This is a genomic window from Pseudomonas cistanchae (assembly GCF_054483635.1).
The window spans coordinates 263,325-288,283 of sequence record NZ_JBTLWN010000005.1; the positions used below are offsets into that span (position 1 = coordinate 263,325).

The 24,959-nt window shown below is 60.8% G+C and carries 23 protein-coding genes and 2 pseudogenes; 13 read left to right on the top strand and 12 right to left on the bottom strand.

Going from position 1 to position 24,959, the window contains the following annotated elements; translation table 11 throughout:
* Positions 1 to 69 precede the first annotated feature (69 nt).
* Together ACX0MV_RS15570 and ACX0MV_RS15575 are read right to left on the bottom strand one after the other, a co-directional pair.
* Complete coding sequence (locus tag ACX0MV_RS15570; RefSeq protein WP_458983421.1) at positions 70 to 1,677, bottom strand: ATP-binding protein; 1,608 nt, start codon at positions 1,675 to 1,677, stop codon at positions 70 to 72.
* Positions 1,674 to 2,396: a response regulator gene (locus tag ACX0MV_RS15575; RefSeq protein WP_458983422.1), complete on the bottom strand. Its 723-nt coding sequence runs from the start codon at positions 2,394 to 2,396 to the stop codon at positions 1,674 to 1,676. Before ACX0MV_RS15575 ends, ACX0MV_RS15570 begins: the two co-directional genes overlap by 4 nt.
* Positions 2,397 to 3,124: 728 nt before the next feature.
* Between ACX0MV_RS15575 and ACX0MV_RS15580 the strand changes: the two genes are divergently transcribed.
* From ACX0MV_RS15580 to ACX0MV_RS15610, 7 genes are all read left to right on the top strand, one after another.
* Positions 3,125 to 6,004: a ribonucleoside-diphosphate reductase subunit alpha gene (locus ACX0MV_RS15580; RefSeq protein ID WP_458983423.1), complete on the top strand. Its 2,880-nt coding sequence runs from the start codon at positions 3,125 to 3,127 to the stop codon at positions 6,002 to 6,004.
* Positions 6,005 to 6,221: 217 nt separating this feature from the next.
* Positions 6,222 to 7,475, top strand: coding sequence for a ribonucleotide-diphosphate reductase subunit beta (locus ACX0MV_RS15585; protein WP_458983424.1), 1,254 nt, complete (start codon positions 6,222 to 6,224; stop codon positions 7,473 to 7,475).
* A gap of 114 nt (positions 7,476 to 7,589) precedes the next feature.
* Positions 7,590 to 7,751 (top strand): hypothetical protein, encoded by a 162-nt coding sequence (locus ACX0MV_RS15590; protein ID WP_458983425.1) that lies wholly within the window; start codon positions 7,590 to 7,592, stop codon positions 7,749 to 7,751.
* Between the two features lie 431 nt (positions 7,752 to 8,182).
* Complete coding sequence (locus tag ACX0MV_RS15595; RefSeq protein ID WP_458983426.1) at positions 8,183 to 8,623, top strand: hypothetical protein; 441 nt, start codon at positions 8,183 to 8,185, stop codon at positions 8,621 to 8,623.
* A 561-nt stretch (positions 8,624 to 9,184) separates the two neighbouring features.
* Positions 9,185 to 9,715, top strand: a complete 531-nt coding sequence (locus tag ACX0MV_RS15600) for an REP-associated tyrosine transposase (RefSeq protein ID WP_458983427.1) — start codon at positions 9,185 to 9,187, stop codon at positions 9,713 to 9,715.
* A gap of 317 nt (positions 9,716 to 10,032) precedes the next feature.
* Positions 10,033 to 11,403, top strand: coding sequence for a sensor domain-containing protein (locus ACX0MV_RS15605; protein WP_458983428.1), 1,371 nt, complete (start codon positions 10,033 to 10,035; stop codon positions 11,401 to 11,403).
* Between the two features lie 178 nt (positions 11,404 to 11,581).
* Positions 11,582 to 12,109: a hypothetical protein gene (locus ACX0MV_RS15610; protein ID WP_458983429.1), complete on the top strand. Its 528-nt coding sequence runs from the start codon at positions 11,582 to 11,584 to the stop codon at positions 12,107 to 12,109.
* A 49-nt stretch (positions 12,110 to 12,158) separates the two neighbouring features.
* On the opposite strand, the gene ACX0MV_RS15615 is transcribed toward ACX0MV_RS15610, so the two are convergent.
* Positions 12,159 to 12,686: a DUF421 domain-containing protein gene (locus tag ACX0MV_RS15615; protein WP_458983430.1), complete on the bottom strand. Its 528-nt coding sequence runs from the start codon at positions 12,684 to 12,686 to the stop codon at positions 12,159 to 12,161.
* Between the two features lie 298 nt (positions 12,687 to 12,984).
* Between ACX0MV_RS15615 and ACX0MV_RS15620 the strand changes: the two genes are divergently transcribed.
* A complete protein-coding gene (locus ACX0MV_RS15620; RefSeq protein ID WP_458983431.1) occupies positions 12,985 to 14,322 on the top strand; it encodes a CSLREA domain-containing protein in 1,338 nt (445 codons plus the stop codon).
* A 113-nt stretch (positions 14,323 to 14,435) separates the two neighbouring features.
* Here the strand turns inward: ACX0MV_RS15620 and ACX0MV_RS15625 are convergent, their stop codons facing one another.
* From ACX0MV_RS15625 to ACX0MV_RS15650, 6 genes are all read right to left on the bottom strand, one after another.
* A complete protein-coding gene (locus ACX0MV_RS15625; RefSeq protein WP_458983432.1) occupies positions 14,436 to 15,164 on the bottom strand; it encodes a carbonic anhydrase in 729 nt (242 codons plus the stop codon).
* Positions 15,165 to 15,223: 59 nt separating this feature from the next.
* Positions 15,224 to 16,486: a sensor histidine kinase gene (locus ACX0MV_RS15630; protein ID WP_458983433.1), complete on the bottom strand. Its 1,263-nt coding sequence runs from the start codon at positions 16,484 to 16,486 to the stop codon at positions 15,224 to 15,226.
* Entirely contained in the window at positions 16,476 to 17,159 is a 684-nt protein-coding gene (locus ACX0MV_RS15635) for a response regulator transcription factor (protein ID WP_458983434.1), read from the bottom strand. Before ACX0MV_RS15635 ends, ACX0MV_RS15630 begins: the two co-directional genes overlap by 11 nt.
* A 191-nt stretch (positions 17,160 to 17,350) precedes the next feature.
* Positions 17,351 to 18,238 carry an NAD(P)/FAD-dependent oxidoreductase gene (locus tag ACX0MV_RS15640; protein WP_458983435.1) on the bottom strand — a complete coding sequence of 296 codons (888 nt, stop codon included), beginning with the start codon at positions 18,236 to 18,238 and terminating at the stop codon, positions 17,351 to 17,353.
* Positions 18,239 to 18,329: 91 nt separating this feature from the next.
* Positions 18,330 to 18,788: an Rrf2 family transcriptional regulator gene (locus tag ACX0MV_RS15645; protein ID WP_458983436.1), complete on the bottom strand. Its 459-nt coding sequence runs from the start codon at positions 18,786 to 18,788 to the stop codon at positions 18,330 to 18,332.
* 87 nt (positions 18,789 to 18,875) lie between these two features.
* Positions 18,876 to 19,490 (bottom strand): DJ-1/PfpI family protein, encoded by a 615-nt coding sequence (locus ACX0MV_RS15650; RefSeq protein WP_458983437.1) that lies wholly within the window; start codon positions 19,488 to 19,490, stop codon positions 18,876 to 18,878.
* 398 nt (positions 19,491 to 19,888) lie between these two features.
* Here ACX0MV_RS15650 and ACX0MV_RS15655 point away from each other — a divergent pair.
* A pseudogene (locus ACX0MV_RS15655) lies at positions 19,889 to 20,581 on the top strand (PAS domain-containing protein); the annotation flags it as partial.
* 105 nt (positions 20,582 to 20,686) lie between these two features.
* A pseudogene (locus ACX0MV_RS15660) lies at positions 20,687 to 21,121 on the top strand (methyl-accepting chemotaxis protein); the annotation flags it as partial.
* Positions 21,122 to 21,212: 91 nt separating this feature from the next.
* On the opposite strand, the gene ACX0MV_RS15665 reads toward ACX0MV_RS15660, so the two are convergent.
* Positions 21,213 to 21,725, bottom strand: a complete 513-nt coding sequence (locus tag ACX0MV_RS15665; RefSeq protein WP_458983438.1) for a DUF2938 domain-containing protein — start codon at positions 21,723 to 21,725, stop codon at positions 21,213 to 21,215.
* 72 nt (positions 21,726 to 21,797) lie between these two features.
* Here ACX0MV_RS15665 and ACX0MV_RS15670 point away from each other — a divergent pair, with 72 nt between their 5' ends.
* Together ACX0MV_RS15670 and ACX0MV_RS15675 are read left to right on the top strand one after the other, a co-directional pair.
* On the top strand, positions 21,798 to 22,217 hold the full coding sequence (locus ACX0MV_RS15670) for a helix-turn-helix domain-containing protein (protein ID WP_458983439.1): 420 nt from the start codon (positions 21,798 to 21,800) through the stop codon (positions 22,215 to 22,217).
* Between the two features lie 106 nt (positions 22,218 to 22,323).
* The gene (locus ACX0MV_RS15675; protein ID WP_458983440.1) at positions 22,324 to 22,872 is read left to right on the top strand and encodes a hypothetical protein; all 549 of its coding nucleotides are present in this window, start codon (positions 22,324 to 22,326) and stop codon (positions 22,870 to 22,872) included.
* 38 nt (positions 22,873 to 22,910) lie between these two features.
* Here ACX0MV_RS15675 and ACX0MV_RS15680 read toward each other — a convergent pair whose 3' ends face one another.
* Both ACX0MV_RS15680 and ACX0MV_RS15685 read right to left on the bottom strand, forming a co-directional pair.
* Positions 22,911 to 23,546 carry a hypothetical protein gene (locus ACX0MV_RS15680; RefSeq protein WP_458983441.1) on the bottom strand — a complete coding sequence of 212 codons (636 nt, stop codon included), beginning with the start codon at positions 23,544 to 23,546 and terminating at the stop codon, positions 22,911 to 22,913.
* A gap of 242 nt (positions 23,547 to 23,788) precedes the next feature.
* A complete protein-coding gene (locus ACX0MV_RS15685; protein ID WP_458983442.1) occupies positions 23,789 to 23,983 on the bottom strand; it encodes a CsbD family protein in 195 nt (64 codons plus the stop codon).
* 324 nt (positions 23,984 to 24,307) lie between these two features.
* Here ACX0MV_RS15685 and ACX0MV_RS15690 point away from each other — a divergent pair, with 324 nt between their 5' ends.
* On the top strand, positions 24,308 to 24,889 hold the full coding sequence (locus tag ACX0MV_RS15690; RefSeq protein WP_458983443.1) for a hypothetical protein: 582 nt from the start codon (positions 24,308 to 24,310) through the stop codon (positions 24,887 to 24,889).
* Positions 24,890 to 24,959: the final 70 nt, after the last annotated feature.

Genomic DNA, 24,959 nt, shown 5'->3' on the forward strand with positions numbered 1-24,959 from the left:
TGGTTATCAATACAAGACATAGATCGTCGGATTATTGACTAATCGACCAACTGATCGGGCAAAAGCGCTTCAACTGCCCTGTTTGCGTGGCCACACCAGGCTGAAACGCGCGCCACCCAAGGCATCGCTGCGGCTGATCAGGGCGCGGCCCTCATGCCAGTAGATGATTCGCCGCACGATCGACAGCCCCAGACCATGGCCGCCCGACGCGCGGGTACGGCTGTCGTCCAGGCGCAGGAACGGCGTGAAGATATGCTCCCAGGCTTCCTCCGGCACGCCCGGCCCGTCGTCTTCGACGTCGACCCGACAACGCTGCTGACCGACCTGATAACTGATCCGCACGCGCGATTCGGCATGACGCATGGCGTTGCTCACTAGATTCTGCAGCGCCCGGTGCAGATAACGCACTTCCGCCTCCACGCTGGCGCCACTGCCATCCAGCGCATCGAGCGAAGGCCCGCGCTCGACCTGCACGCTGGCCCGCAGCGGCGCCAGTTCGGCGATGACCTGGTCGATCAACCCGTCGAGGCCGACCTGCTGGAAGTTCAAGGCTGGTGCGCCCTGCTCCAGGCGGGCGTAGGTCAGCATCTCGTCGACCAGCTTGTCGAGGTCCTGGATGTCGCTGTCCATGCCCTCCATATATTTGCGCCGCGCCTGTTCGCTCTGGGCGTCGCCGATCATTTCCAGGCCGAAACGCAGGCGCGCCACTGGCGTACGCAATTCGTGGGACACCGCACGCACCATTTCGCGCTGGATGTTCAGCGAACGCTGCAGGTGCTCGGCCATGCCATTGAACGCGGCCGCCAGACGCCCAACCGCATCGGTACCACGGGTTGGCACACGCGCATCCAGCCGGCCACTGGCAATAAGCGTCGCCGCCGCTTCCAGGCCGCGCAGGCGTTGCTCCAACGGCCGCACCAGCAGGTACACCATAAAGCCGAACAGGCTCAGCCCGAGCGCACCGATCAGTACCAGCAACTGCGGCGGATAGGGGTTCATCTGGTACAGCGGGCCGATTTCCAGCACCCAGGGCGTATCGACGATACCGGCGAACACATGGATGCTGTCGCCGCCCTTGCCGAGGGCCATCACCGTGTCGCCCTCATCCACCCGCCGGCGCTGATCGGTGTCCAGGTCGGCCTGGTCCAGTTCGACCAGGCGCAGGTCGAAGCCGAAGGCCTTGTCCTCTTTAAGCTCGGCCAGGCGTTGCGGCTGCTCCGCCACCGGGTAACGCACCAGCTCGTCGATCAACAGGTAAACAGTGGCGCGGGCCAGTTGTTCGCTGATCTGCTGCACCTCGCCCATCAACAGCAGCTGCTGTTTGCCGCCGATCAGGCTGTAGATCGCCGCCGCATGGGGCCCGGTCTGCTCCACCAGCACCTGGCCGCGTTGCAGGCGGGTGCTCTCGCCGCTGTCGAAGCCAACCTCAGCCAGCGGTTTAATCTCCAGAGGAATGCCCAGCAGGCGTGACCAGATGATCAGCGAGCGGCGCCGCTCCAGCTCGGGCATTGCGCCCATGCGATCCGCCATCAGGCGAAAGGTGCCGCGCGCCAGGTGCTCGCGGTACTGATCGGAACGCACCTCGTTGGCCAGGTGCAGCGTGCCGACGCCGAGCACCGCCACCAGTACCAGCACACTGAGCATGCCGGCGTAGATGCGCAGGAAAATGGAGTTCATGTGAGCGCTTCGGCCGCCTCGGCGACGAACAGGTAGCCCTTGCTGCGTACGGTTTTGATCAGCCGTGGATGAACCGGGTCGTCGCCGATTTTCGGGCGGATGCGTGAGATGCGCACGTCGATGGAGCGGTCCTGACCGTCGTATTCGATGCCGCGCAAGGCGTTGAAGATTTCTTCGCGGGACAGAATTCGCCCGGCGTTGGCCGTCAGCAGCCACAACAGGTCGAACTCTGCACTGGTCAACTCGATGCTCGCATCGCCCAGCCAGGCCTCGCGCATGGCGCTGTCGATCACCAGCGGGCCGAACTGCAGGCGCCGACGTTCGGCCACGGCGCTGGCATCGCTACCTTCGCGGCGGCGCAGCAGCGCCCGGATGCGGGCCAGCAGCACCCGTGGCCGCACCGGCTTGCAGACGTAGTCATCGGCGCCCATTTCCAGACCCAACACCTGATCCATGTCGTCGGTGCGCGCGGTCAGCATCAGGATCGGCCCCTCGTACTGGCCACGCACCTTGCGACAGATCGACAGGCCATCCTCGCCAGGCAGCATCAGGTCGAGAATCACCAGATCGGGCTGCTCCTGCAGGATGCGCGCCGCGGCGCGGGCGCCGTCCGCCTCGATGCTCACGTTGAGGCCGTTGCCCTTGAGGTAATCGCGGGTCAGCTCGGCCAGGCGCTGGTCGTCCTCGACAATCAGGATGTGCCAGGAATCTTGTTCCACTGCTGCCTCCATAGACAGGTCAACCACGCGAAAACGGGCCGCATTGTACCAACCGCTCGGGCGCTGCACAGACCGCGCCATCATTCTGTAAAAACACTAGATATAGTATTGGCCGCTGTGCTGTAACGCCGCAGTGAAAAAAGCCGCAGGCGCCCTGCTGGCCACGACGAATGGCTGATCCCAGCAGCCACGGGGGCTGCGTTGGAAAACCCGCGTTTCGCCCACAATCCACCCACAACTTATCCACAGGATGTTAGTGTCCGTTCGCCTTGCAATGCTGCAAATAGCGCATTATCTTGTATGCCCATCGCGCTCGACCCACCACATGTAGGGTTTAGAGCATTTTACCTATTGACGTTTCGCCCGCTTTGCAAGTCGTGATTCTGCAGTGCGCCATCACGCTGGCCCACGCCCATTCGGCGCCACGTTCGGCCTGCCACGGCAGCCAGCGCTACGCCACATCGCAGCACGATTTCAAGCTATTCAGCCGGTGCAGAGCCCAGGGCCGCACCACTAGATCTAGTAGTTATGGCGCCGTAACGCCATAACCTGTGACTTTTTAAGCCAGGAAGGCGCTTTCAGTCGTGCCTCCCGCGCCCAGTTTGCAAGTCCCATGCGTCCGGCCCTGGCCGTGCGTCTGGCATGTAGATAAGGGAATGAACGGCAGGTACGCCGCAGCGATCAACACTGCATAGCGTCTAAAACAAACAAATAACACGGAGACATCCATGCATACCGACACTACTCGCGAGAACCCGCAGGCCAAAGCGCCGCAGGCCGCCGATGCCAGCCAGGACCTGTCCGCCACCGCGCCGGGCCAGCTGCGTGTGATCAAGCGTAACGGCACCGTGGTGCCGTACACCGACGACAAGATCACCGTCGCCATCACCAAGGCCTTTCTCGCCGTAGAAGGCGGCACCGCTGCCGCCTCGTCGCGCATTCACGAGACCGTTGCGCGTCTGACCGAACAGGTCACCGCCACCTTCAAGCGTCGCATGCCCTCCGGCGGCACCATCCATATCGAAGAAATCCAGGACCAGGTCGAACTGGCCCTGATGCGTTCCGGCGAGCAGAAAGTCGCGCGCGACTACGTGATCTACCGCGAATCGCGCAGCCAGGCGCGCAAGACCGGCGCCGCTACCGAGATCGCCCAGCCGCACCCGAGCATCCGCGTCACCCACGTCGATGGCAGCGTAGCGCCGCTGGACATGGGCCGCCTCAACACCATCGTCACCGAAGCCTGCGAAGGCCTGGCTGAAGTCGATGGCGCGCTGATCCAGAAAGAAACCCTGAAGAACCTCTATGACGGCGTGGCCCAGAGCGACGTCAGCACCGCCCTGGTGATGACCGCCCGCACCCTGGTCGAGCGCGAGCCGAACTACAGCTACGTCACCGCACGCCTGCTGATGGACAACATCCGCGCCGAAGGCCTGGGCTTCCTCGGTGTCGCTACCAGCGCCACCCATCACGAGATGGTCGACTTCTACGCCAAGGCCCTGCCGGCCTACATCGACAAGGGCGTCGAGTTCGAACTGCTGAATCCCGTGCTGAAAACCTTCGACCTGGAAAAACTCGGCAAGGCGATCGATCACGAGCGCGATCAGCAGTTCACCTACCTCGGCCTGCAGACCCTCTACGACCGTTACTTCATCCACAAGGACGGTATCCGCTTCGAACTGCCGCAGATTTTCTTCATGCGCGTGGCCATGGGCCTGGCGATCGAAGAGAAGCAGAAAGAAGACCGCGCCATCGAGTTCTACAACCTGTTGTCGTCCTTCGACTACATGGCCTCGACCCCGACCCTGTTCAACGCCGGCACCCTGCGCCCGCAGCTGTCGTCGTGCTACCTAACCACCGTGCCGGACGACCTGGGCGGCATCTACGACGCCATCCGCGACAACGCCCTGCTGAGCAAATTCGCCGGCGGCCTGGGCAACGACTGGACTCCGGTGCGTGCACTCGGCGCCTACATCAAGGGCACCAACGGCAAATCCCAGGGCGTCGTGCCCTTCCTTAAAGTGGTCAACGACACCGCTGTCGCCGTAAACCAGGGCGGCAAGCGCAAGGGCGCGGTCTGCGCGTACCTTGAAACCTGGCACATGGACATCGAAGAGTTCATCGAGCTGCGCAAGAACACCGGTGACGACCGCCGCCGCACCCACGACATGAACACCGCCAACTGGATTCCCGACCTGTTCATGAAGCGTGTGTTCGACGATGGCCAGTGGACCCTGTTCAGCCCGAGCGAAGTGCCGGACCTGCACGACCTCACCGGCCGCGCCTTTGAAGAGCGCTACGAGTACTACGAAGCCCTGACCCAGTACGGCAAGATCAAGCTGTTCAAGACCATCCAGGCCAAAGACCTGTGGCGCAAGATGCTCTCGATGCTGTTCGAAACCGGCCACCCATGGCTGACCTTCAAGGACCCATGCAACCTGCGCAGCCCGCAGCAGCACGTGGGCGTCGTGCACAGCTCGAACCTCTGCACCGAGATCACCCTGAACACCAACGCCGACGAAATCGCCGTGTGCAACCTCGGCTCGGTCAACCTGCCGAATCACATCGTCGACGGCAAGCTGGACACCGCCAAGCTGCAGCGCACCATCAACACCGCCGTACGCATGCTCGATAACGTCATCGACATCAACTACTACTCGGTGCCGCAAGCGCGCAACTCCAACTTCAAGCACCGTCCGGTCGGCCTCGGCATCATGGGCTTCCAGGACGCGCTGTACCTGCAGCACATCCCGTACGGCTCCGACGCTGCCGTCGAATTCGCCGACAAGTCGATGGAAGCGGTCAGCTACTACGCCATCCAGGCGTCCTGCGACCTGGCCGACGAGCGCGGCAGCTACGAAACCTTCCAGGGTTCGCTGTGGAGCAAAGGCATCCTGCCGCTGGACTCGCAGCAGATCCTCATCGAGCAGCGCGGCCAGAAGTACATCGACGTTGACCTGAGCGAGTCCCTGGACTGGGCACCGCTGCGCGCCCGTGTGCAGAACGGCATCCGCAACTCGAACATCATGGCCATCGCACCGACCGCCACCATCGCCAACATCACCGGCGTGTCGCAGTCGATCGAACCGACCTACCAGAACCTCTATGTGAAATCGAACCTCTCGGGCGAATTCACCGTGATCAACCCGTACCTGGTACGCGACCTCAAAGCCCGCGGCCTGTGGGACTCGGTGATGATCAACGACCTCAAGTACTACGACGGTTCGGTACAGCAGATCGAGCGCATCCCGCAGGAGTTGAAAGACCTCTACGCCACCGCGTTTGAAGTCGACACCAAGTGGATCGTCGATGCCGCCAGCCGGCGCCAGAAGTGGATCGACCAGGCGCAGTCGCTGAACCTCTACATCGCCGGCGCCTCGGGCAAGAAGCTCGACGTGACCTACCGCATGGCCTGGTACCGTGGCCTGAAAACCACCTACTACCTCCGTGCCCTGGCCGCGACCAGCACCGAGAAGTCCACCATCAACACCGGCAAGCTGAATGCCGTATCCAGTGGTGGCAACGATGGCCTTAGCGCTGCGCCAGCCGGCCCGGCACCGGTGCCAAAGGCTTGCGCAATCGACGAGCCAGACTGCGAGGCTTGTCAGTAAAACGCGTGGATCTGAGCGGCATTCGCGTTGTTACCTGCTGGAGCGGCCCCCATCACATACATGCGTATGCTCAGGGTTTCCACTCCAGCAGGTGCCTAGCGACTACTCGCTCAGCTACACGCTCGAATGTCGAGCAAGAGCAGAAGCAAGCAACACCGTATTTTTTGTACATCAATGCAGGCTGGTTATTTCACTGGCCTGAAGCAGGAGCCAAGCCATGCTGAGCTGGGATGAATTCGACAAGGAAGACGGCACCGAAGCTGCCGTCCCGAACAAAAGCGCTGCCGCCCAACAGACGGACATGAGCATCGACAAACTCGACCAGGTTGGCGGTGCCGCCGCGGTCGAAGCCCGCGCCGTCGCCGCTGACGACAGCGCCGCCGTGGCCCGCGCCAAAGCCGCACTGGATCAACTCGACATCGCCGAAGGCCTGGCCGAGCTGGAAGGCTCCGCCGCTCGCGTCGCGGTCGACGAGAAGCGCATGATCAACTGCCGCGCCGACCTCAACCAGCTCGTACCCTTCAAGTACGACTGGGCCTGGCAGAAGTATCTGGATGGTTGCGCCAACCACTGGATGCCCCAGGAAGTGAACATGAATGCGGACATCGCGTTGTGGAAAAGCACCGACGGCCTGACCGATGACGAGCGCCGCATCGTCATGCGCAACCTCGGCTTCTTCTCCACCGCCGACAGCCTGGTTGCCAACAACCTGGCCCTGGCCGTGTACCGCCTGATCACCAACCCGGAGTGCCGCCAGTACATCCTGCGCCAGACCTTCGAAGAGGCGATACACACCCACGCCTACCAGTACTGCATCGAATCGCTGGGCATGGACGAAGGCGCGATCTTCAACATGTACCACGAGATCCCGAGCGTCGCGAAGAAAGCCAGCTGGGGCCTCAAGTACACCCGCTCCATCTCCGACCCGACCTTCAACACCGGCACCGTTGAAACCGACAAAGAACTGCTACGCAACCTGATCGCCTACTACTGCGTACTGGAAGGCATCTTCTTCTATTGCGGCTTCACCCAGATCCTCTCCATGGGTCGCCGCAACAAGATGACCGGCGTCGCCGAGCAGTTCCAGTACATCCTGCGTGACGAATCCATGCACCTGAACTTCGGCATCGACGTGATCAACCAGATCAAGATCGAAAACCCACACCTGTGGGACGCCCAGATGAAGGAAGAAGCGACCCAGATGATCCTCCAGGGCACCCAACTGGAAATCGAATACGCCCGCGACACCATGCCCCGCGGCGTACTGGGCATGAACGCCGCGATGATGGAGGACTACCTCAAATTTATCGCCAACCGTCGTTTGACTCAGATCGGTTTGAAGGAAGAGTACCCAGGTACATCTAACCCGTTCCCATGGATGTCGGAAATCATGGACCTGAAGAAAGAGAAGAACTTCTTCGAGACGCGGGTTATTGAATATCAGACGGGTGGGGCGTTGAGCTGGGATTGATTCCAGTCACTCACTAAAGAGATTAAGAGCGCTTTACCTGAAATGGATGTTTGGGGTGGCGATTAGAAACTTTAAGCCCCGCCTAGTGCGGGGCTTTTTATTATGAGAACTGTTATGACTGACAAATCAAAAAACAAGCAACAAGAAAAGCAAATCGAAAGCGGCAAAACACATGGAAAAAGAGACAACCCCACCAACGTCCAAGTCAACAACGATAACGGCCGCACCACAAGCACTGGCCCTCGGACACCACTAAAAGACAAAAAATCAGAATGAAGCTTTCTGACTATAAAAACACCTACTATGAGCTAAGTGCTAGCGCAAGCAATGTCGCGCGCCAGATTGCATTCGCGGGCATAGCTCTGATCTGGATATTTAAGAAAGATTCAAGCATAGGACTTACCCTTCCTAATGAGCTGTTATGGCCCGCACTATTTTTAATCTTAGGACTCACCGCGGACTTACTACAATACATTTCAGCCTCCGTGGTTTGGGGTGTATTTCACAGAACCAATGAGGCCAAAGGGTGCAAACCAGACGACCAGTTAGATGCTCCGATTTTTCTCAACTGGCCTGCCCTTTTATTTTTCTGGGCAAAGCTTATTTTCATATCTTGTGGAAACATAGCAATAATCACCTACGCCACAAACAGCATATCTTTTCAATAGCAACCACTTAATAAAATAAAAATAAATCGAGCGCCAAAAATGAAAATACAAAAAGATATAGACCAAATCCAGGGCGAGTTGTACAGAGCCAAGCGCAGCTGGAACAGAACATCAGAGCAGGTCACCAACTACTTCGAACACTGGGAATCACTTTCCAAACAAACACTCAATGAATTAGTCCAATTCACCCCAAGAGAATCCAAAGAAACACTAATCGGGTCAATTTTAAATAAAAAATTTCGCATTCACTTTACACCTCTGCTAAAGAACGGATCGATTTACGCCGAGACGATTATTGAAGTATTTTCCTCAGACCAAGAGCAAACCATTGAATCAGGCCGCATCTTGATCGACAAAGATGGAAAGATTTTTGACACAAATATTGCTCCCCTAATTACAGAGTTCGATGATATGCCCGGCTACTCACTGCTGTGCAACATTCTACTTGCCACACTTCAAACAGAAGCGCCGCAAAGCTAAAAACGGACAAACAGGGAATAAGCCACGCTTTCTATTGGCTTACTGCTTGGATGTTTCGCTGCTTGGTAGTCGCAGCACCTTCACTGCTCGCAACGACTGGTTTCGGCCTTACGCCGAGTTACTTTCTCTTTGCGCGCGCAAAGAGAAAGTAACCAAAGAGAAAGCGCGCCCGGCATCCGGGTTTCGCTGCGCTCAACTTCCCTCGCTCCGGTGCTGTTCCGAGGGTCGTCACGAAGGGCCATCCCTGGCCCATCGCTCCTCGTTTGGCATCCATGCCAAACGCCCCTCTCCACAGCACCTCCACTCGGCCTCCTGACGGGATTCAGGGATCGCGCTGTTTGGACGATTTGTGGATGGCAGAGCGAAAGGCAAAAGCAGAGCAACAACAGAAGCATCGCGGGCAAGCCCGCTCCTACAGCAAGTAGCCCGGACAACCACCGCAATGGTGGATGAATAAAGCGTCATCCACCCTACGGATCACCAATGTGCCGGGCGTAGGCTGGACAACGCGAAGCTTGTCCACCATGGTTCAAATACCCAAACGCTCAAGGATGAGCCGTCATGCCCAACTACCGCCGCGCCTGTGTTGCCGGTGCCACTTACTTCTTTACCGTCAACCTGCGCGACCGCAGCAGCAATCTGCTGATCCGTGAAATCGATTTATTGCGCGAGACGGTACGCGCGACACGGTTGCGGCATCCCTTCCATATCGATGCCTGGGTGGTACTGCCTGAACATATGCACTGCATGTGGACGCTGCCGCCAGGCGATGCCGACTTTGCCTTGCGCTGGAAGGTCATCAAGTTCGCCTTCGCCAAACGCTTGCCAATCACCGAAGCGCGCACCGTCAATCAACAGCGCAGGCGCGAGCGCGGCATCTGGCAGCGGCGCTACTGGGAACATCTGATCCGTGATGAAGGGGATTACCAACGCCACTTCGACTACATCCATTGCAACCCGCTGAAGCATGGGTATGTCGAGCGGCTAGCGGACTGGCCCTATTCGAGCTTTCACCGGGCAGTGGCAATGGGTATTTATTCCGCAGATTGGTGCGTTGAGCTGGAGCAGATAGATAGTGGTTATGGCGAGTGAGTCTGTAACCGGACAACCGCTGCAATGGTGGATGAAAAAAGCGTAATCCACCCTACAGGCTGAAATACCAATCTCGCAGAAGACGCCAACCCCCGTTCAACAGGCCGAGCAGAATTGTGAAAGGGGTGAGCCGAAGGGAAGAACCGTCAGCCCGGACAATGCATAAGCGGCGTATGGACAAACCCAAACGCAACAACAGTTGGGAGCAGACCACTATTTCCGTTAAACACTATTACGGGTTTCCCTCTTAAGCCGAGTCACGCTCATCGAAATCATGCGCTAGCGAACCCTGCAGGCATCACCGTATAGTCATCGCCATGACGTCAAACTTACCCCTGCCCCACGACAAGCTACTGGATCTGCTGCTGGACGTTGTCTGCGTAGTGGATAAACAGGGCCGCTTTCTTTCCGTCAGCGCGGCCAGCGAGCGGGTTTTCGGTTACCGGCCCGAAGAGATGGTTGGCCGGATTGCCTTTGAGATGATGCACCCGGAGGATCGCGCCGCCAGCCTGGCGTTGGTGGAGCGCATCAATTCGGGCCAGCCCTCGCATGACCACGAGAACCGTTATCTCCATAAAGACGGCCATATCGTTCACATCATGTGGTCTGCCCAATGGCTTGAGGCTGAGCAGGTGCGGGTGGGTGTGGCGCGGGATATTACTCGGCGCAAACGTGCCGAAGCGATCCAGGCCGCGCTGTATGCGATATCGGAAGCGGCCCACTCGGTTGACGATCTGCACGCACTGTATAAGCGAGTGCATGACGTAATGGGTGAGTTGCTACCCGCCAAGAATTTTGCCGTCGCGGTATACGACGCGACGAACGAGCAGCTCAGCTTTGCCTACCACGTTGATCAATTTGATGCGCCGCCGTCGCCCATACCACTGGACTCCAACTCCTTCTGTGCCAAGGTTATTCGCTCCGGTGAAGCCCTGCTGCTAACGCCTGAGACGGCCGAGCCGACGCTTGCCGAGAGTAGCGCGGGGCCAGATCAGCAGGCCCTGGACTGGCTTGGCGTGCCGCTGATATCGGGCACCAGGGTCATCGGTGCGCTGGTGCTGCGGAATTATTCCGGGACCACGCGCTACAACGAACAGGACAAGGAGCTGCTGCAGTTTGCATCGACCCAGGTAGCCGCTGCGATAGAGCGCAAACGCACGCACTCGCGCCTGGAGTTTCTTGCGCAGTACGACCAGCTGACCGAGCTGCCGAACCGTACGCTGCTTCTGGACCGTTTGCGAAGTGCCCTGCACCGAGCAAAAAGAGACGCCTCGCGGCTGGCGGTGCTTTATCTCGACATGGACAACTTCAAGCACATCAACGATACCTTTGGCCACACCGCGGGGGACCTTCTGCTGCGCGAAGTCGCCCACCGCCTCAGGCAGTGCGTGCGGGAGTCCGATACGGTTGGCCGTTTGGGCGGTGACGAATTCGCCGTCGTCTTGGATAACATCGGCAGGCAGGAAGATGCCGCCGTGGTGGCTGAGAAAATCATCGGCGCGCTAAGCGCTCCCTACCTGCTGGAAGGGCAAACGCTGATGAGCGCGCCAAGCCTGGGTATCGCGGTATACCCGGAGCACAGCCAGACTGAACTGCATCTGATTCGGCGCGCGGATGAAGCCATGTACGAGGCCAAACGCAGTGGCGGTAAGCGCTATGTGGTTGTCGATGGGCCTGTGAAGTCATAGCGAGAAACCTTCATATGGGCGACTCAAAATCTGCGGCCACATGTCAGTCGAAACGCCTCCACGAAACAGAGAACACTCCACATTTCTAACGATTGGCTAGCGCAGCCAACGCCCTACTCTGCTCAAATGCCAGGTAGCTCATCACCGCCCAATAAAGAACCTCGAGGGAGTAACGCGTATGGACACCCGCTTTCTAACCCTCATGGAATTCCAAAGCGTCTATTTCTACAAATTCATCACCCTGGCCATCCTCGTGGCGGTCGGTGTTCTCCTGTTGTTCGCGTTGCCCGAGATGAAACGCGCCGAGATGGCCGTGATTATCCCGGTGCTTTTCCTCCTGTGGGGGCGCTTTGCGGTTGAATATGTCCGGGTCAACAAATGTGGCCCTGCGTTTATCCATAACGATGAGCTGGTGATTACCCGTGATCAGGGTCACCGGCAGATTCCCTTGACCAGCATTCGCTCGGTCGCCTCCAAACACAGTTTGTTCATGGTGCGCCGCTATCGCTCCTGGACCGATCATCTGGCGTTTGTGCAGGTCACGTTGAACAACGGCGAGCGTGTTTTCACCCTGGCCGAGAGCGCGGTATTCGAGTACCCGGCGGGCAAGAAAACCCTGAGCGCGGTCCAGGCTGCTGTACTTGCAGCCAAGACAAAAAGCCTCACATCCCGGCAGCAAAACCATGAGGCGGGGCGCTCGGCTTAGGCGTGCGTCACCCATCCTCACAGCACGGCCCCTGCCGGCCCTCGCCGAGCTAGTTCAGGTCCGGCGTATTCACCCCAGCCAGGCTCGAAGCCCCACTCGCCTCGCCACCACGCACCACACTGAATTTGCCATCGGTCTCCAGCACGACCGCCTCAACCTCGGCGAGCACCTCGATGCCCGAAGACCGAATGGAGGAACGCACCTCGTCCTCGGCAACCCGCGCAGCGCGCATGGCGCCACGTAGAAACTGGCCGCGGTGGAACAGCAGCGCCGGTTCTCCGGTCACCAGGCGGCGTACCCAGCCGACGCGCACGCTGGTCCAAGTGACCAGGTATTGCAGGCTGATCAACAACGCCATGGCCAGGGTGCCCTGGGCCAGGGAGACGTCCTTGTTAAGCAGGATGGTGGCGAACGTCGAACCCAGGGCGACGGTCACGACCAGGTCGAAGGCATTCATTTTTGACAGCGTGCGCCTGCCGGAGAGGCGCAGCAGCAGAACCAGGCTGATATACGCCAGCACGCCCACCGTCACCGTGCACACGAGCACCTGCCAGTTATCGAAAAACATGCCATCCATCACTGTCCCCTTTCGCGTTAGCTGCACACGCAACTGGGACAACGACACCCTGGATTATTCCTGGCTAATGTCGCCCTGCGCTTAATCACAACCCTGCGCGGTCTACTCGTGCCGCCGCCATTGCGAGCCTTGTGACGGGATGCGCCACAGGCCGTTGAAGCACGCGCAGGCGCGGGAACTATCATCGAAAAAAGCCCACTTACTGCCAGGCCCTGGGTTAAGCATCCGCTCTAACCTGGCCTATCCGCGGAATCTGGTTGTCTCCGCCTTTCTTATGGACATAGACAAGGAGACACCCATGCACCCCTTCGCTTCCCGGGCTTTCAAGGCCCTGCCTTTTGCGCTTCTGAGCGCCATCAGTACCACGGCGCTGGCCAACGACTTCGTGGTTACCACCCACCAGGATGAGTTCGATGGTGTGTGCGACGTTCATTGCTCGCTGCGCGATGCCATCCAGGCGGCCAACGAGCAACCTGGGCCGGATCGCATTCAGCTGAAAGGAACCTACCTGCTGAGCCGAGCGACACCAGGCGACAGCGACGCCTACGACGACGACACCAACCAGACCGGCGACCTCGATGTCGCGGATGAGCTGATCATCCGCGGGCGCGGCGAGGAGATAACCCAGATTCGCAGCGAAGGCTCAAACGACCGGATATTCGAAGTGCTTCCTGGCGCGCGACTCGCTATCGAGCGTTTGACGATCAGCGGCGGCTCGACGCCGACCTATGGCGGCGCGCTGGAGAACCATGGCGAAACCGTTCTGCACCGAGTGACGCTCAGCGATAACCAGGCCAAAGCCCGCAACGCCGACGACGCCAGTAGCGGTGGCGCCATCGCCAACTTCGGCACGCTGGACATCTTTTCATCCAGGCTCGTACGCAACAAAGCCGCGGGGATCGATAACCCCAGTTACGCCGGCGCGCTGTACAACCAGGGCCGACTGCTGGTGCGTGACTCGCTGTTTGAGGGCAACGATGGCGGCTACGACTACGGCTTCGCCGGCGCCTTGTACAACAGCGGCTTGGCCGACGTGGCCCGCAGCAGCTTCGTCAACAACTGGACACCCGAGTTCGGTAACGCCAGCGCCATCCTCAATGAAAAGGCCGGCGTGCTGAAGGTGTCCAACTCCACGTTCAGCCAGAACAACGCGCTAGCAGCGGTCATCCTCAACAGAGAACCCAGCCGAGAAGGCACGCCCAGCCTGCAGCTGACTCACGTCACCATGGTCGACAACATCGGCTCTGGTGTGCGTAATGGCGGCAAACTGCGGATTCGCAACAGCGTGATTGCCGGCATCAAGGACGAAATCGAAGGCTACTCAAGCAGCTGCTGGAACTTCGGCAATAAATACCAGTTCGAGGCCAGGGGCCTGCTGCTCGGCAATGCATACGGCAACTGCCCGGCCGAACGCTTTATCGATGACGCCGAAACCCTCACCCACCTGGTCGAGCCCCTGTCCACCGTCAATGACCGCACCTATGTCCACGCACTGCGCGTGAACAGCCCAGCACTGGAAGCAGGGGTAGGCTCCTGCGCCGGGCACGACCAGCGGCGCCAGCCACGGCCGCTCGACGGGGATGGCGACGGCGTGGCCCTGTGCGACCTGGGCGCCTACGAGAGAGCCAGGCCTTAGACGACGTATGGTAATTGGCTGGCCGGTGGAAACGTTTTGCTTTTTCCACCGGCCGGTATGTTCCAGCTTAGTCGCTGCCCGGAACTACCCGCCAGCGAGACATCTTGCGTGGCCTATTCCAGCACCGGCCGCGCATTGACCGGTTGCACCGGCCGGCTGTTGTGGTGATGCACTACCGCTAGGAATTTTTCTATCTGCGCCTTGGACGCCGAGATCGGCTGCTTCATGACCAGCCAGCGCACGCCTTCGGAGCAAGGCGGTGTGGTCAGTGAACCATTGAAGCGGTAGTAATCGCGGTTGGCTGGCAGGATTTCCAGCGGCGAAATATCTGCCGTCAGGTCGTGCATCTCGCCCTTTTCCGGCATCTGCGCCCAGGCTTTTTCAAGCGCCTTGTTGGCCTCGCCTTCGGTCACCATGACCGCCACCACGGCCAGGTTGCCGTGCTTGTCGGCGTGAACCAGGTGGGCTTCCATGGGGAAGGATTTGCCATGAATAAGGTTTTCGCTCGGTACGTGAAAGTGGAACTGCTTCAGCTCGAACTGGATGTTATCGACCGTGATGAAATCGCCGGGCAGCGTGTTGACCTGCACGGTGTGGCCATTGTTGAGGATGTTCGCGCTACCGACCTGGTAGTCGAAGACGATGGGCGCCAGCTTGGCGTCGATAAACCCGGTCAGGTTGATCGGCGACTGGTTGCTCCCCGCGCAGGCACCGTATTCCGGGCTGAGTTTGGCCCACTTGTCCGGGCCGGTATCGCCGCTGTATTCCCAGGCTGCGCCACTGCTGGCGCAGGCAACGCCCGACAACAGCATCATCCCCATCGCTATCACTGTGCTTTTCATGGCTTCCTCTCGATTTTTTATGGAATCAGGAGGCTAGGCGGCCGGGCGTTAAGAATGCGTTAAGGGCCAGGCAGGTCGGTGCGCAACGCGGGAAAGGACAGCACGAAACGGCTTCCGCCGCTGGCTGGCTGCTGCAGACGCACGTCCCAGCCGATACGGTCGGCCACCCGCTTGACGATGGACAGGCCCAGGCCGGTGCCCTCGTGCGCCGGCTGCTCGGCGCCATGCACAAAGGGCTCGAACAGCCGCTCGCGCAAACGCTGCGGAATGCCGGTGCCGGTATCCTCGATCACCAGCTGGCCCGCTGCGAGCTGGACCACGATGGTGCCCTGCTCGGTATGTTGACAGGCGTTACGCAACAGGTTGCCGATGATGATGCCGGCCAATTCGGGCCGCACCTGGGCTGACACCGGCTCGCTGCAGGTCAGGCTGCACGCGACCGGCTTGCCCTGCAGCAGCGGCTGGCAGCGCTCCATCTCCGCTTCGACGATGGCGTTCAGCAGGGTGCGCGGCGCATGCAGCGACTCCGGCGCGCGTGCGAGCACCAGCAGCGCACTGACCCGCTGTGCGGTTTCCGCGGCGACGCGGCGGATGCGCTCAGCCGCAGCGTGTTGCGCCGGCTGGGCCGACAGCTGCGCCGCCAGCACTTCCGCCGCGCCCAGCATGACGGTCAGCGGGGTGCGCAGTTCATGGCTGACGTCGCCCGTGAACATCTGCTCGCGCTGCAGAAACTGCTGCAATTCGTCGGTGCGCTTGGCGAAGGCGCGTGCCAGCACGCCGATTTCATCCTGGGCGGCCAGGGACGGCAGCGCACTGGCCGCAACGTTGCCTTCCACCGCCTCCGCCAGCGCGGCAATAGGCGCGATCAGGCGCCGCGCACTCAGCATACCGAGCGCGATGGCAAGCAGCACACTGACGGCGAAGCCGATCAGCAGCGCCCAGAGAATCACCTGCTCGGTGTGTGCAAGCTCCTCCACCTCCTGCACCACGGCGTACCGGCGCCCGCCGTGTTCGCGTAGCAGCGCATGCACGTGCCGGTTATTGAGGGCCAGTTCATGGGAGCCCACGGGCAACTGTTGCAGTTCAGGCGGAATGTCGCCGTCGATCAGAAAGCGCACTTCCGGCGGCGCATCCGGTAGGCGGCCCTGCTGCTGAAAATCGATCAAGCGGTCAGCCATTTTGGCGAGCCGCACGTCGATGACCTGCTCCTCGATGATCTCCACCGAGATATAGGAAACCAGGCTGAAGGCGCCGGCTACCATGACCGCCAGCAGAATGTAGGCCAGCGCGATGTGCTGTTTCAGCGAGTGGCTAGGGTTCATCGTGGGCCGTCAGTCGATAGCCGATACCCGGCAGCGTGAGCAGCATGGGCATGGCAAAGGGTTTGTCGAGCACCCGACGCAGCGTGTGGATGTGGGTGCGCAGGGCGTCGCTGTCCGGCGGGTTGTCGCCCCACACTTCCCGCTCGAGTTCCTCGCGGGTCATCAGCTTGGGCGCCGCGCGCATCAGGGCGCTAAGGATGCGGTAAGCGGTTGGCGTCAGCTCCAGCGCCTGGCCCGCACGGCTGACCCGGCCAATGCCTGCATCCAGGCGAAGGTCGCCGAACATCAGCACTGCTTGCACATGCTCGTGACGTGAGCGGCGCACCAGCGCTTTCAGGCGCGCATCCAGCTCGGGCAGCGAATAGGGCTTGACCAGGTAGTCGTCGGCACCGACCTCGAACCCGGTCAGTTTGTCGTGCACCGTGTCTCGGGCCGTCAACATCAGGATCGGCGTGGCCAGTTGGTGGTCACGCCGGAGCGTGCGGCATACCTCCACGCCATCCAGGCCCGGCAGCGACAGGTCGAGCACGATCGCATCGTGCAGGCCGCCGGTTGCGCACGCGACGCCGGCGTTGCCGTCGCGCGCCACATCCAGCGTGTAGCCGAGGGGCTCCAGATAGCCGTACAGGTTGGCGATGATGTCCGGGTTGTCCTCGATGATCAGTACGTGCATGGCCTTTCCATCGCTTGGTAAGCGGCCCGTCGGGGGAGCGGATAGCGCCAGTGTCGCCCGGCCGCGTTGCCAGGATAGCCCGTTGCCAGCGTATGCCGCACGCTCGCGGACGAGCATATCCGGCGGGCACGCGCAGGGCGAGGCGCCCGCAGACGAAACCTGTCGCGCTCTACCGCTCCAAACCCGAACAGCTACAGCCCGAACATCAACGCCCGGTGCGCGGCGACCCCCGCCATCGCGCCATCGCCCACTGCCAATGGCACGGAGCCGGCTGCTCGCGCCGCATCGCCACAGGCAAATACGCCGGGTATCGAGGTGGCCTGCATCGGGTCGGTTTTTATGAAGGGGCCGAGTGGTCCCTCTTCCATCGCGCAATCCAGTTGCTCGGTCAACGGCGAGGCACGCATGCGCGGCGCGACGAAAATGCCGTCGAAGCCGATCCGCCGGCCGTCCAGCAGCTGCGCTTCCAGCGGCTCGCCTTGCAGCCGGACCAGCGCGCTGCGCTCAAGCGCAACGCCACGGGCTTCAAGTTGCGCCAGTTCTTCGGCGGAGGGTTCGAAGGCGTCGTTCAACAGCAGCGTCGTGCTGCCCCATTCCGGCAGCATCAGCGCCTGGTGCATCGACAGTGCCGAAGTAGCCAGTACGCCGATGCGGCCCAGCTCCAGCTCGTAACCATGGCAGTACGGACAGTGGAACACATGGGTACCCCAATGCTGGGCCAGACCAGGAATCGGCGGCAGTTCATCGACGATGCCGGTTGCAAGAATCAGCAGGCGAGCGCGGTGCTGTTCACCACGCTGGTCGGTCAGGCAGAAGCCCTGCTCATCACGCCGGACCTGCGCCACCTCGCCGTGCAGCCAGTCAACCGTGGGGTAGTTCATCAGCTGGGCGCGGCCTTCTGCGGCGATTTCACCAGGGGCTGCGCCATCCTGCGTCAGAAAGCCATGGGACGCCGCGGCAAAGCGGTTACGGCGCAGACCCGCATCAATCACCAGAACCCGCCGCCGCGCCCGCGCCAATGGCAACCCGGCCGACAATCCGGCATAGCTGCCGCCAATGATGATCACGTCATAAAGCATGATTCGCACCCTCGTTAATTTGCGTATCTTTTGAAGTTACACTAATAAACAAGTTGCATGGAAGGGGCTTTTATAAACCTGGACAGCTGCTTTAGTGGGCGCCGTGGCCTTTGGCCGAAGATTGGCAGGTGCTGTACAGCGCATTGAACTGGCCCGACAGGGCCGCCAGGGTCAGCGAACCAAGCCGGTGCAGCAGCAAGGCTTCGGCTTCTCGCAGGGCGTCTTCAAGCGCCGCGTTGACCACTCGCTCGACCAGGCAATCGGGGTTGTCGCGGTCGGCGCCGATGGCAAAGATGCGCGGCCCGCCGACAGCGGTATAGATGTCCAGCAAGGTGACCTGATGCAGGTCGGCCGTCAGGCTCCAGCCGCCGTTGTAGCCCTTGTCGGCACGCACATAACCGGCCTGGCGCAATCCGCTCATGGTACGGCGCACCACGGCCGCATTGGTGCCAAGCATGTGCGCAATCTGCTCGGAGGTCACCGCTCGCTCGTCGCGCGCCATGTGCAGCAGGACGTGGAGCATGCGGGAAAGGCGGCTATCGGTTCTCATGGCGGACTTTTTTCGGGTGGGTGGCCTGGCTCGGCTCGCACCTTACAACGGAACAGTCGCGATGACACGCAGCGCCTGGCGCAGCAACTAACCCTGTAGTTGCGGTAGATAGGGCACGATATTGCCGAGCGCCCGCTCGACGTAATCGGCCTTTTCCCCAACCGGCGCGACGTAATGCAGCGCCTCGGCTGCCGCATCCAGCCCGACCAGACGCGCCAGGGTCCAGGCCGCGAGGTAGATGGAAGCCAGGCAGCCGCCGGCAGTGGCCAGGTTGCCGCGGGCGAAGAAAGCTTGTTCGAGCACCTCGATACCGGCCTCCTGCACCCAGGGCTTGGTGGTGAGATCGGTGCAACCGGGTACGCCGTTGAGCAACCCCAGTTTCGCCAGCAACAAGGTGCCGGAACACTGGGCGCCGATCAGCTGGCGCGTTGGGTCGAGCCGTGCCAGCGTCGCCATCACCGCGTCATCCTGGGCAATCTCGCGGGTCTTGATACCGCTGCCGACGAGCACGGCATCGAAAGTTTCGATTTCGTCCAGGGCAGCCTGGCGATGCAGCCGCACGCCATTCATCGACGTAACCGTTTCGCTCGGCGCAGCCAGGGATACCTGCCAGCCCGGCTGCTTGATGCGGTTGAGGATGCCCAGGGCAATCAGCGAATCCAGCTCGTTGAAGCCGTCGAAGGTGAGAATGGCAATACGCATGGCAGGCCTCGGTGCAATGAAGTCCGAGCCATTCTCGGCGCAGGCGCGCAAGGCGAATAGACACAGAAGCTGGCGGCGATAAGCATACAGCTCGATGAGCCAATGCCAGGCCTCGCGCGTTCTCCGTTCCTCTCGTCGAGCACAGCGAAAAACCGCTGCTAACCTGTGAATTGTCCGACAACTGTATTGTCGATGCGGCTTGGCCGCATTCCTGTGGGTAACCACCCGCGCGAAGACACCTGAACCGGCGCTCGCTGCGACTCTCAAGAAAGCAGGCGCCTCGCCGATAGGCCAGCACTACCCCAGAGAACTGGTGCCCCATGTTCAACAGCCGCTTGAAACAACAACTGGAAGACACGAATTCCGAGCTGCAGGAGCTGCAACAACTGGTCGACAAGATGAACGCTGACAAGCTTTCGCTCAGGCTCGACCCGGAATTCAGGTTGATCGAGTGCAACGATGCCTTCGCCCGCACGCTCGGCTATTCCCGCGAGCAATTGCAGGGCCGACCAATGGGCGAGCTGGTGCCTCCCTACGTCAAGAACCTGCCCTGCTTTCATAACTTCCGCAACGCCGTCGCCAGCCTGGCGCCGATCAGCGACGACTACCGCTACCTGCGCGCGGATGGCAGCCTGGCCTGGTTCAATGTGCACTGGTATCCGATCGCCACGGCAAGCGGTCGGCTGTCCTATATCCAGGGCTTCGCCACTGATGTCAGCGCCACGACCTACCGAATGAAGGAAAACGAGGCGTTTATCGCCGCGCTGCTGCGCTCGACTGCAGTGATTCAGTTCAGTCTGGACGGCAAGGTCATCACGGCAAATGATCAGTTTCTGCAAACCATGGGCTACAAGCTGGGCGACATCCAAAACAAGCACCACAGCATGTTCTGCACACCGGAAGAGGCAGCGTCCACCGAATACCGGGCGTTCTGGCAGACGCTCAACCGCGGCGAGCACGTGGCCAGCCGATTCAAGCGTGTCGACCGTTACGGCAACGTCATCTGGCTGGACGCGACCTACAACCCGGTGCATGACACCGAGGGCAACCTGGCCCAGGTGGTCAAGTTCGCCAGCGTGGTGACCGATCTGGTCGCGCGGGAAACCGAAGTGCGCGAAGCGGCCAGCATCGCCTATGACATCTCGCAGCAAACGGACGTCAGCGCAGAGCGTGGCGCCGGGGTGGTCAAGGACACCGTTTCAACGATGCAGAAGATCGCCGAGCAGATGCAGTCAGCCACCGATAGCATCGAGGCGCTGGGCAAACAGTCGCTGCTGATCAACTCGATCGTGCAGACCATCGGCGGCATTGCCGCGCAGACCAACCTGCTGGCGCTCAACGCCGCCATCGAAGCGGCGCGCGCCGGCGAGCAGGGCCGCGGGTTTGCCGTGGTTGCCGACGAGGTCCGGCAACTGGCGGGCCGCACCGCTGCGGCCACCGACGAGATCGTCAACGTGGTCCAGCAGAACCAGACGCTCGCCGATGCAGCCGTGCGCATCATGTTCAGCAGCCGCGAGCAGGCGACCGAAGGCCTTGGGCTGGCCAACCAGGCGGGCGAGGTGATTCTGGAAATCCAAGATGCGACCAAACAGGTGGTCGCCGCGGTCGGTCAGTTCGCCAAGGAGCTGTAGCTCGCGGCCAGCGAACACCGCCCGAGACTGTATGAGGAATGGCGCTGCAGGGTTTTCACCCTGCAGCGTTGGATACGTTAGCCGCCACCCGTCAAGCGCTGCAGACCTGCAAGGCAAACAGCTGCGCCGTTACCCACCCTGCCAGGTAAACCCCCAGGCCGAACACCAGATGGGTCATCAAGGCACGCAATCTGACTCGCCACGGGCTCGGCGTCAGCGACGCCGCCAGGCCCATGCCGAACGCCGGCTGCATCAGCAGCAACGGCGCGGCCACGCTGACAACGCCCAACAGCAGCGCCGGCAGCAGCGTAGGCCGGCATAACCACTGCGGCCCGATCAGCATCACGAACAGGCCGACAAACACCACGCCGATCAGGTAATGGCAGAACCAGCCAAGCGGCCGCTCGCCGCGCTGCGGATGCGCCTTGCCAATGGCTGCATGGCGGAAACGGCCATGGCGCATATGCCCCAGCCACCGGCCGAGCAGCGCGTAGTCCAGCGACGCAATGCCCAACAAACGCTGGCGCAGCAACGCCCATATGTCCATCGCCAGCGTCGCGCCGACGCCCAGCATGATGACCCGCAGGATGATTTCACTTGTCATAACCACCTCTTCCACTCTGTTTGAAAGGCTGTTTTGATAAGCCTGCCAGTTCAAGTCGACTTGAGGTCAAGCATGAAAGAGATGGATATCGGCAAGGTCTCGCGCTGGTCTGGTCTGCCAGCTTCGACGCTGCGTTATTACGAGGAGAAAGGTCTGATCCGCTCGATTGGCCGCAACGGGCTGAAGCGCGTGTTCAGCGAGTCGGTAATCCAGCGCTTGTCGCTGATCGCGCTCGGTCGCGCAGCGGGGTTTTCCCTGGATGACATCGCGCTCATGCTGGTCGGCGATGCCCAGCCTGCCATCGACCGGGCTCGCCTGCAGGCCAAGGCCGATGAACTGGACGCCACCATCAAGCGGCTTGGCGCCATTCGCGACGGGCTGCGCCATGCCGCGTCGTGCCCTGAACCCAACCATCTCGAATGCGCGAAATTCCAGCAACTGATGACCCTGGCCGCCCGCACCGCCGCCAAGGGCAAGCTCCGCCCGAGCTGAGAGAGGCTGTTGGACAGGGCCTGCCAGCCCCGCCATAGCTGCCTGGAGGCCCTCAGTATCAATGTGCTAGCATCGCCGCCCCATCTCTACTGCTGAAAGGACTCACATGCTCAAGCACTTTGTTTCACTCGCCGCCATCGCCCTGGTTCTGCAAGGTTGCGGAGTCGCCATGCCACGCTACGAAGCCCACTTCGATAACGTGCAGTTGCTGAAAAAGGAAGCCCCATTGGCAGCTCTGGCTTCACCGACCGTGGTGGCCGACAAGGGACAGGATTCGATTTCCGTGCGCAACAATCCCATTCGCAGCCCGGAGGGCTCGATCAGCAAGCATGTACAGAAGGCGCTGGAAGACGAGTTGCGCCTGGCAGGTTTGCTCGACCCGACGGCGTCGCGTCAACTGGACGTGCGCTTGACCGAGAGCCAGCTGAGTGCCGGCATGGCCACCGGCGAGGGTGCGATCAGCGCTGACTTCAACCTGCGTGAAGGCGACCGTTCGCTGTACCGCAGCAGCAAAACCGTGAGCAATACCTGGGACAGCAGTTTTGTCGGTGCCATTGCGATTCCAGCCGCAGCCAATGCGTTCAACCCGCTGGTACGCAAGCTGCTGGCCGAGCTGTATCAGGACCCTGCGTTCATCAAAGCAATGAAGCAGTAAGCAGCAAACGGCGCGCCCACTGAGGCGCGCCGGTCTTCTCAGCCGCGTAGCGGCACCATCGTTGTCCCCTGAGCGTATTTCAGCACTTGCTGATCAATCACCTGCTTCAGCAAGGCGTTGAGCTGGCGGCGAAAGCTGTCGTTGATGGCTTCAGCCGGCGTGTAAGCCATCATCGGAATAAAGATCAGCCCCATCCAGGTACGTACCGACTCGTAGTTCTGGTTGGCCAGCACCGGCTGGTTGTCGGCATCCAGCACCTGCAGCGTCATGGTGTACTCATCTTTCGCGGTCGCCGGCAGCACCATCAAGGTGAACCCGGAAATCATCCCGCTGACCATCGCCGCACCCGCGGAACCGCTGTTGTAGACCTTCAGCTTCAGCGTGTAGTCGCCTGGTTGCTTCTGGAATTCGTCCAGTGTGTAGCGGCTAAACAGCCCGGAATCGCGTAGCGAGGCTTCGAGTTGCGGCTTGAGCATGTCTCTGGCCTGCGGGACTTCAACCGCCTTCGCATCGCCCGCCTTGCCTTGGTAGAAGCTGAAATCGACAAACACACTGGGGCGCTGCTGGTAGGCGGCCATGGACGGCAAGGTGGTTTCTGCAACCTGGTCACCAGGGAAACTGGCACAGCCGGCCAGGGTAAGGGCCAGGGCCATGCCCAACATCTTCAACTTCATGTGGATCGTCCTTGTTTTCGGGAAAATGACGCCGTCCTGGCTGGGCCGTCGCGACGCGCGCGACACTGTATTGAAAGTACGCCGTGATGGCAATTTGCCCTATCACTTACTGGTAATGCATTGCGACCAGAGGCGAGGCGCCGGATGCAGCGCCATCCAGGCCCACCCGCTCTGCTCGCTTTTTTGCAGGCACAAAAAAACCCGGCCATTCGCGGGAATGGCCGGGTTGCGGTAAGCAGGGCTTAGGCCCGGTCGACGCCTTTCTTGATCGCGTCTTTCACGTCACCCTTGATCTGCTGGCCTTGGCCTTTGATCTGCTGGGCATCACCTTCGCCTTCGAGACGTGGATTGTCGGTGGCCTTGCCAACACCTTCTTTCACTTTACCGATGGCTTCGTTGGCATTGCCTTTGATTTTGTCTTCAGTGCTGCTGGTCATGGGACACCTCACTTTCAATGGGTTACAGAGAGTGGAACCCCGCAAGCGGCAATCGTTTAGTGTTTCTGACGAGCGATGCGGGCCAGCTCGGTAAACCCTGGCCATAAGCTTGCCGACTGCCCATCCGAGACAGGGTCTAGCGGATGCCAAAGCCCCACCGCATAGAAAGCAGTGTCACTATCTGATCGCTGGCAAAGCGCTCCGTACCAGCGGCGCCAGAACAAATCCCGTTGAACCATCCTGCCCCGCTTCATACCCAAGCTGTATGGCATCGGCAGCCTCTGGCCGCCGATAAAGCAAGCCCCACAGCACACGAGGTGATGGATGAAACACATTCTGATCGCAGCTTTCGACCGCTATACCGACGCCGAACAGGTCAAGCAGCAGTTGCAGACCCAGGGCGTTGCCAGTGACGATATCCAGTTGTCGGCGTCGAGCAATCCGGCAATGACCGAAAGCAGTCATGTCGAGGTGTCAGCACCTGACGAGTCGGTTGGCGAGAAGGTCGCCGGTTTCTTCCGCTCGGTGTTTGGCGATGAAGCCGATGCCCATGCGGGTACCTATTCCCACGTCATGCAGCAGGGCTCGACGGTGGTTACCGTCACGGTGGGCGACGCGCAGGTGGAAATGGTCGAGGATCTGCTGGTACGCAACGGCGCCATCGACATCAACGAGCGCAGCGCCAGTTGGGGCGCAAAGAACGCCACGCCGAGGACCGCCAGCACCGAGACTCTGACCACGGGTTACCCGGATGCCACATCGGCCAGCACCAGTGTCAGGGACTACAACAAGACCCGCGGCGCGGGCCTCGAACAGAACGGCTCGCTGATTCCCGGCAGGGCAGAAAATGAGCATGCGCCGCGTCGCGAAAGCGGGACCGGCCGGGTCCGTATCATCACCCGCTAAGGGTGCTGGCTTGGTCGCAGATGGGCGCAAACGCGGCAGGCAATGTACAACGTCGCAGTCACCTGATCAG

Bases quoted from the DNA above. Each gene is read 5' to 3' on its own strand.
- ACX0MV_RS15570 (WP_458983421.1), bottom strand. From the start codon at position 1,677: ATGAACTCCATTTTCCTGCGCATCTACGCCGGCATGCTCAGTGTGCTG.
- ACX0MV_RS15580 (WP_458983423.1), top strand. From the start codon at position 3,125: ATGCATACCGACACTACTCGCGAGAACCCGCAGGCCAAAGCGCCGCAG.
- ACX0MV_RS15585 (WP_458983424.1), top strand. From the start codon at position 6,222: ATGCTGAGCTGGGATGAATTCGACAAGGAAGACGGCACCGAAGCTGCC.
- ACX0MV_RS15590 (WP_458983425.1), top strand. From the start codon at position 7,590: ATGACTGACAAATCAAAAAACAAGCAACAAGAAAAGCAAATCGAAAGC.
- ACX0MV_RS15595 (WP_458983426.1), top strand. From the start codon at position 8,183: ATGAAAATACAAAAAGATATAGACCAAATCCAGGGCGAGTTGTACAGA.
- ACX0MV_RS15600 (WP_458983427.1), top strand. From the start codon at position 9,185: ATGCCCAACTACCGCCGCGCCTGTGTTGCCGGTGCCACTTACTTCTTT.
- ACX0MV_RS15605 (WP_458983428.1), top strand. From the start codon at position 10,033: ATGACGTCAAACTTACCCCTGCCCCACGACAAGCTACTGGATCTGCTG.
- ACX0MV_RS15610 (WP_458983429.1), top strand. From the start codon at position 11,582: ATGGACACCCGCTTTCTAACCCTCATGGAATTCCAAAGCGTCTATTTC.
- ACX0MV_RS15615 (WP_458983430.1), bottom strand. From the start codon at position 12,686: ATGGATGGCATGTTTTTCGATAACTGGCAGGTGCTCGTGTGCACGGTG.
- ACX0MV_RS15620 (WP_458983431.1), top strand. From the start codon at position 12,985: ATGCACCCCTTCGCTTCCCGGGCTTTCAAGGCCCTGCCTTTTGCGCTT.
- ACX0MV_RS15625 (WP_458983432.1), bottom strand. From the start codon at position 15,164: ATGAAAAGCACAGTGATAGCGATGGGGATGATGCTGTTGTCGGGCGTT.
- ACX0MV_RS15630 (WP_458983433.1), bottom strand. From the start codon at position 16,486: ATGAACCCTAGCCACTCGCTGAAACAGCACATCGCGCTGGCCTACATT.
- ACX0MV_RS15635 (WP_458983434.1), bottom strand. From the start codon at position 17,159: ATGCACGTACTGATCATCGAGGACAACCCGGACATCATCGCCAACCTG.
- ACX0MV_RS15640 (WP_458983435.1), bottom strand. From the start codon at position 18,238: ATGCTTTATGACGTGATCATCATTGGCGGCAGCTATGCCGGATTGTCG.
- ACX0MV_RS15645 (WP_458983436.1), bottom strand. From the start codon at position 18,788: ATGAGAACCGATAGCCGCCTTTCCCGCATGCTCCACGTCCTGCTGCAC.
- ACX0MV_RS15650 (WP_458983437.1), bottom strand. From the start codon at position 19,490: ATGCGTATTGCCATTCTCACCTTCGACGGCTTCAACGAGCTGGATTCG.
- ACX0MV_RS15665 (WP_458983438.1), bottom strand. From the start codon at position 21,725: ATGACAAGTGAAATCATCCTGCGGGTCATCATGCTGGGCGTCGGCGCG.
- ACX0MV_RS15670 (WP_458983439.1), top strand. From the start codon at position 21,798: ATGAAAGAGATGGATATCGGCAAGGTCTCGCGCTGGTCTGGTCTGCCA.
- ACX0MV_RS15675 (WP_458983440.1), top strand. From the start codon at position 22,324: ATGCTCAAGCACTTTGTTTCACTCGCCGCCATCGCCCTGGTTCTGCAA.
- ACX0MV_RS15680 (WP_458983441.1), bottom strand. From the start codon at position 23,546: ATGAAGTTGAAGATGTTGGGCATGGCCCTGGCCCTTACCCTGGCCGGC.
- ACX0MV_RS15685 (WP_458983442.1), bottom strand. From the start codon at position 23,983: ATGACCAGCAGCACTGAAGACAAAATCAAAGGCAATGCCAACGAAGCC.
- ACX0MV_RS15690 (WP_458983443.1), top strand. From the start codon at position 24,308: ATGAAACACATTCTGATCGCAGCTTTCGACCGCTATACCGACGCCGAA.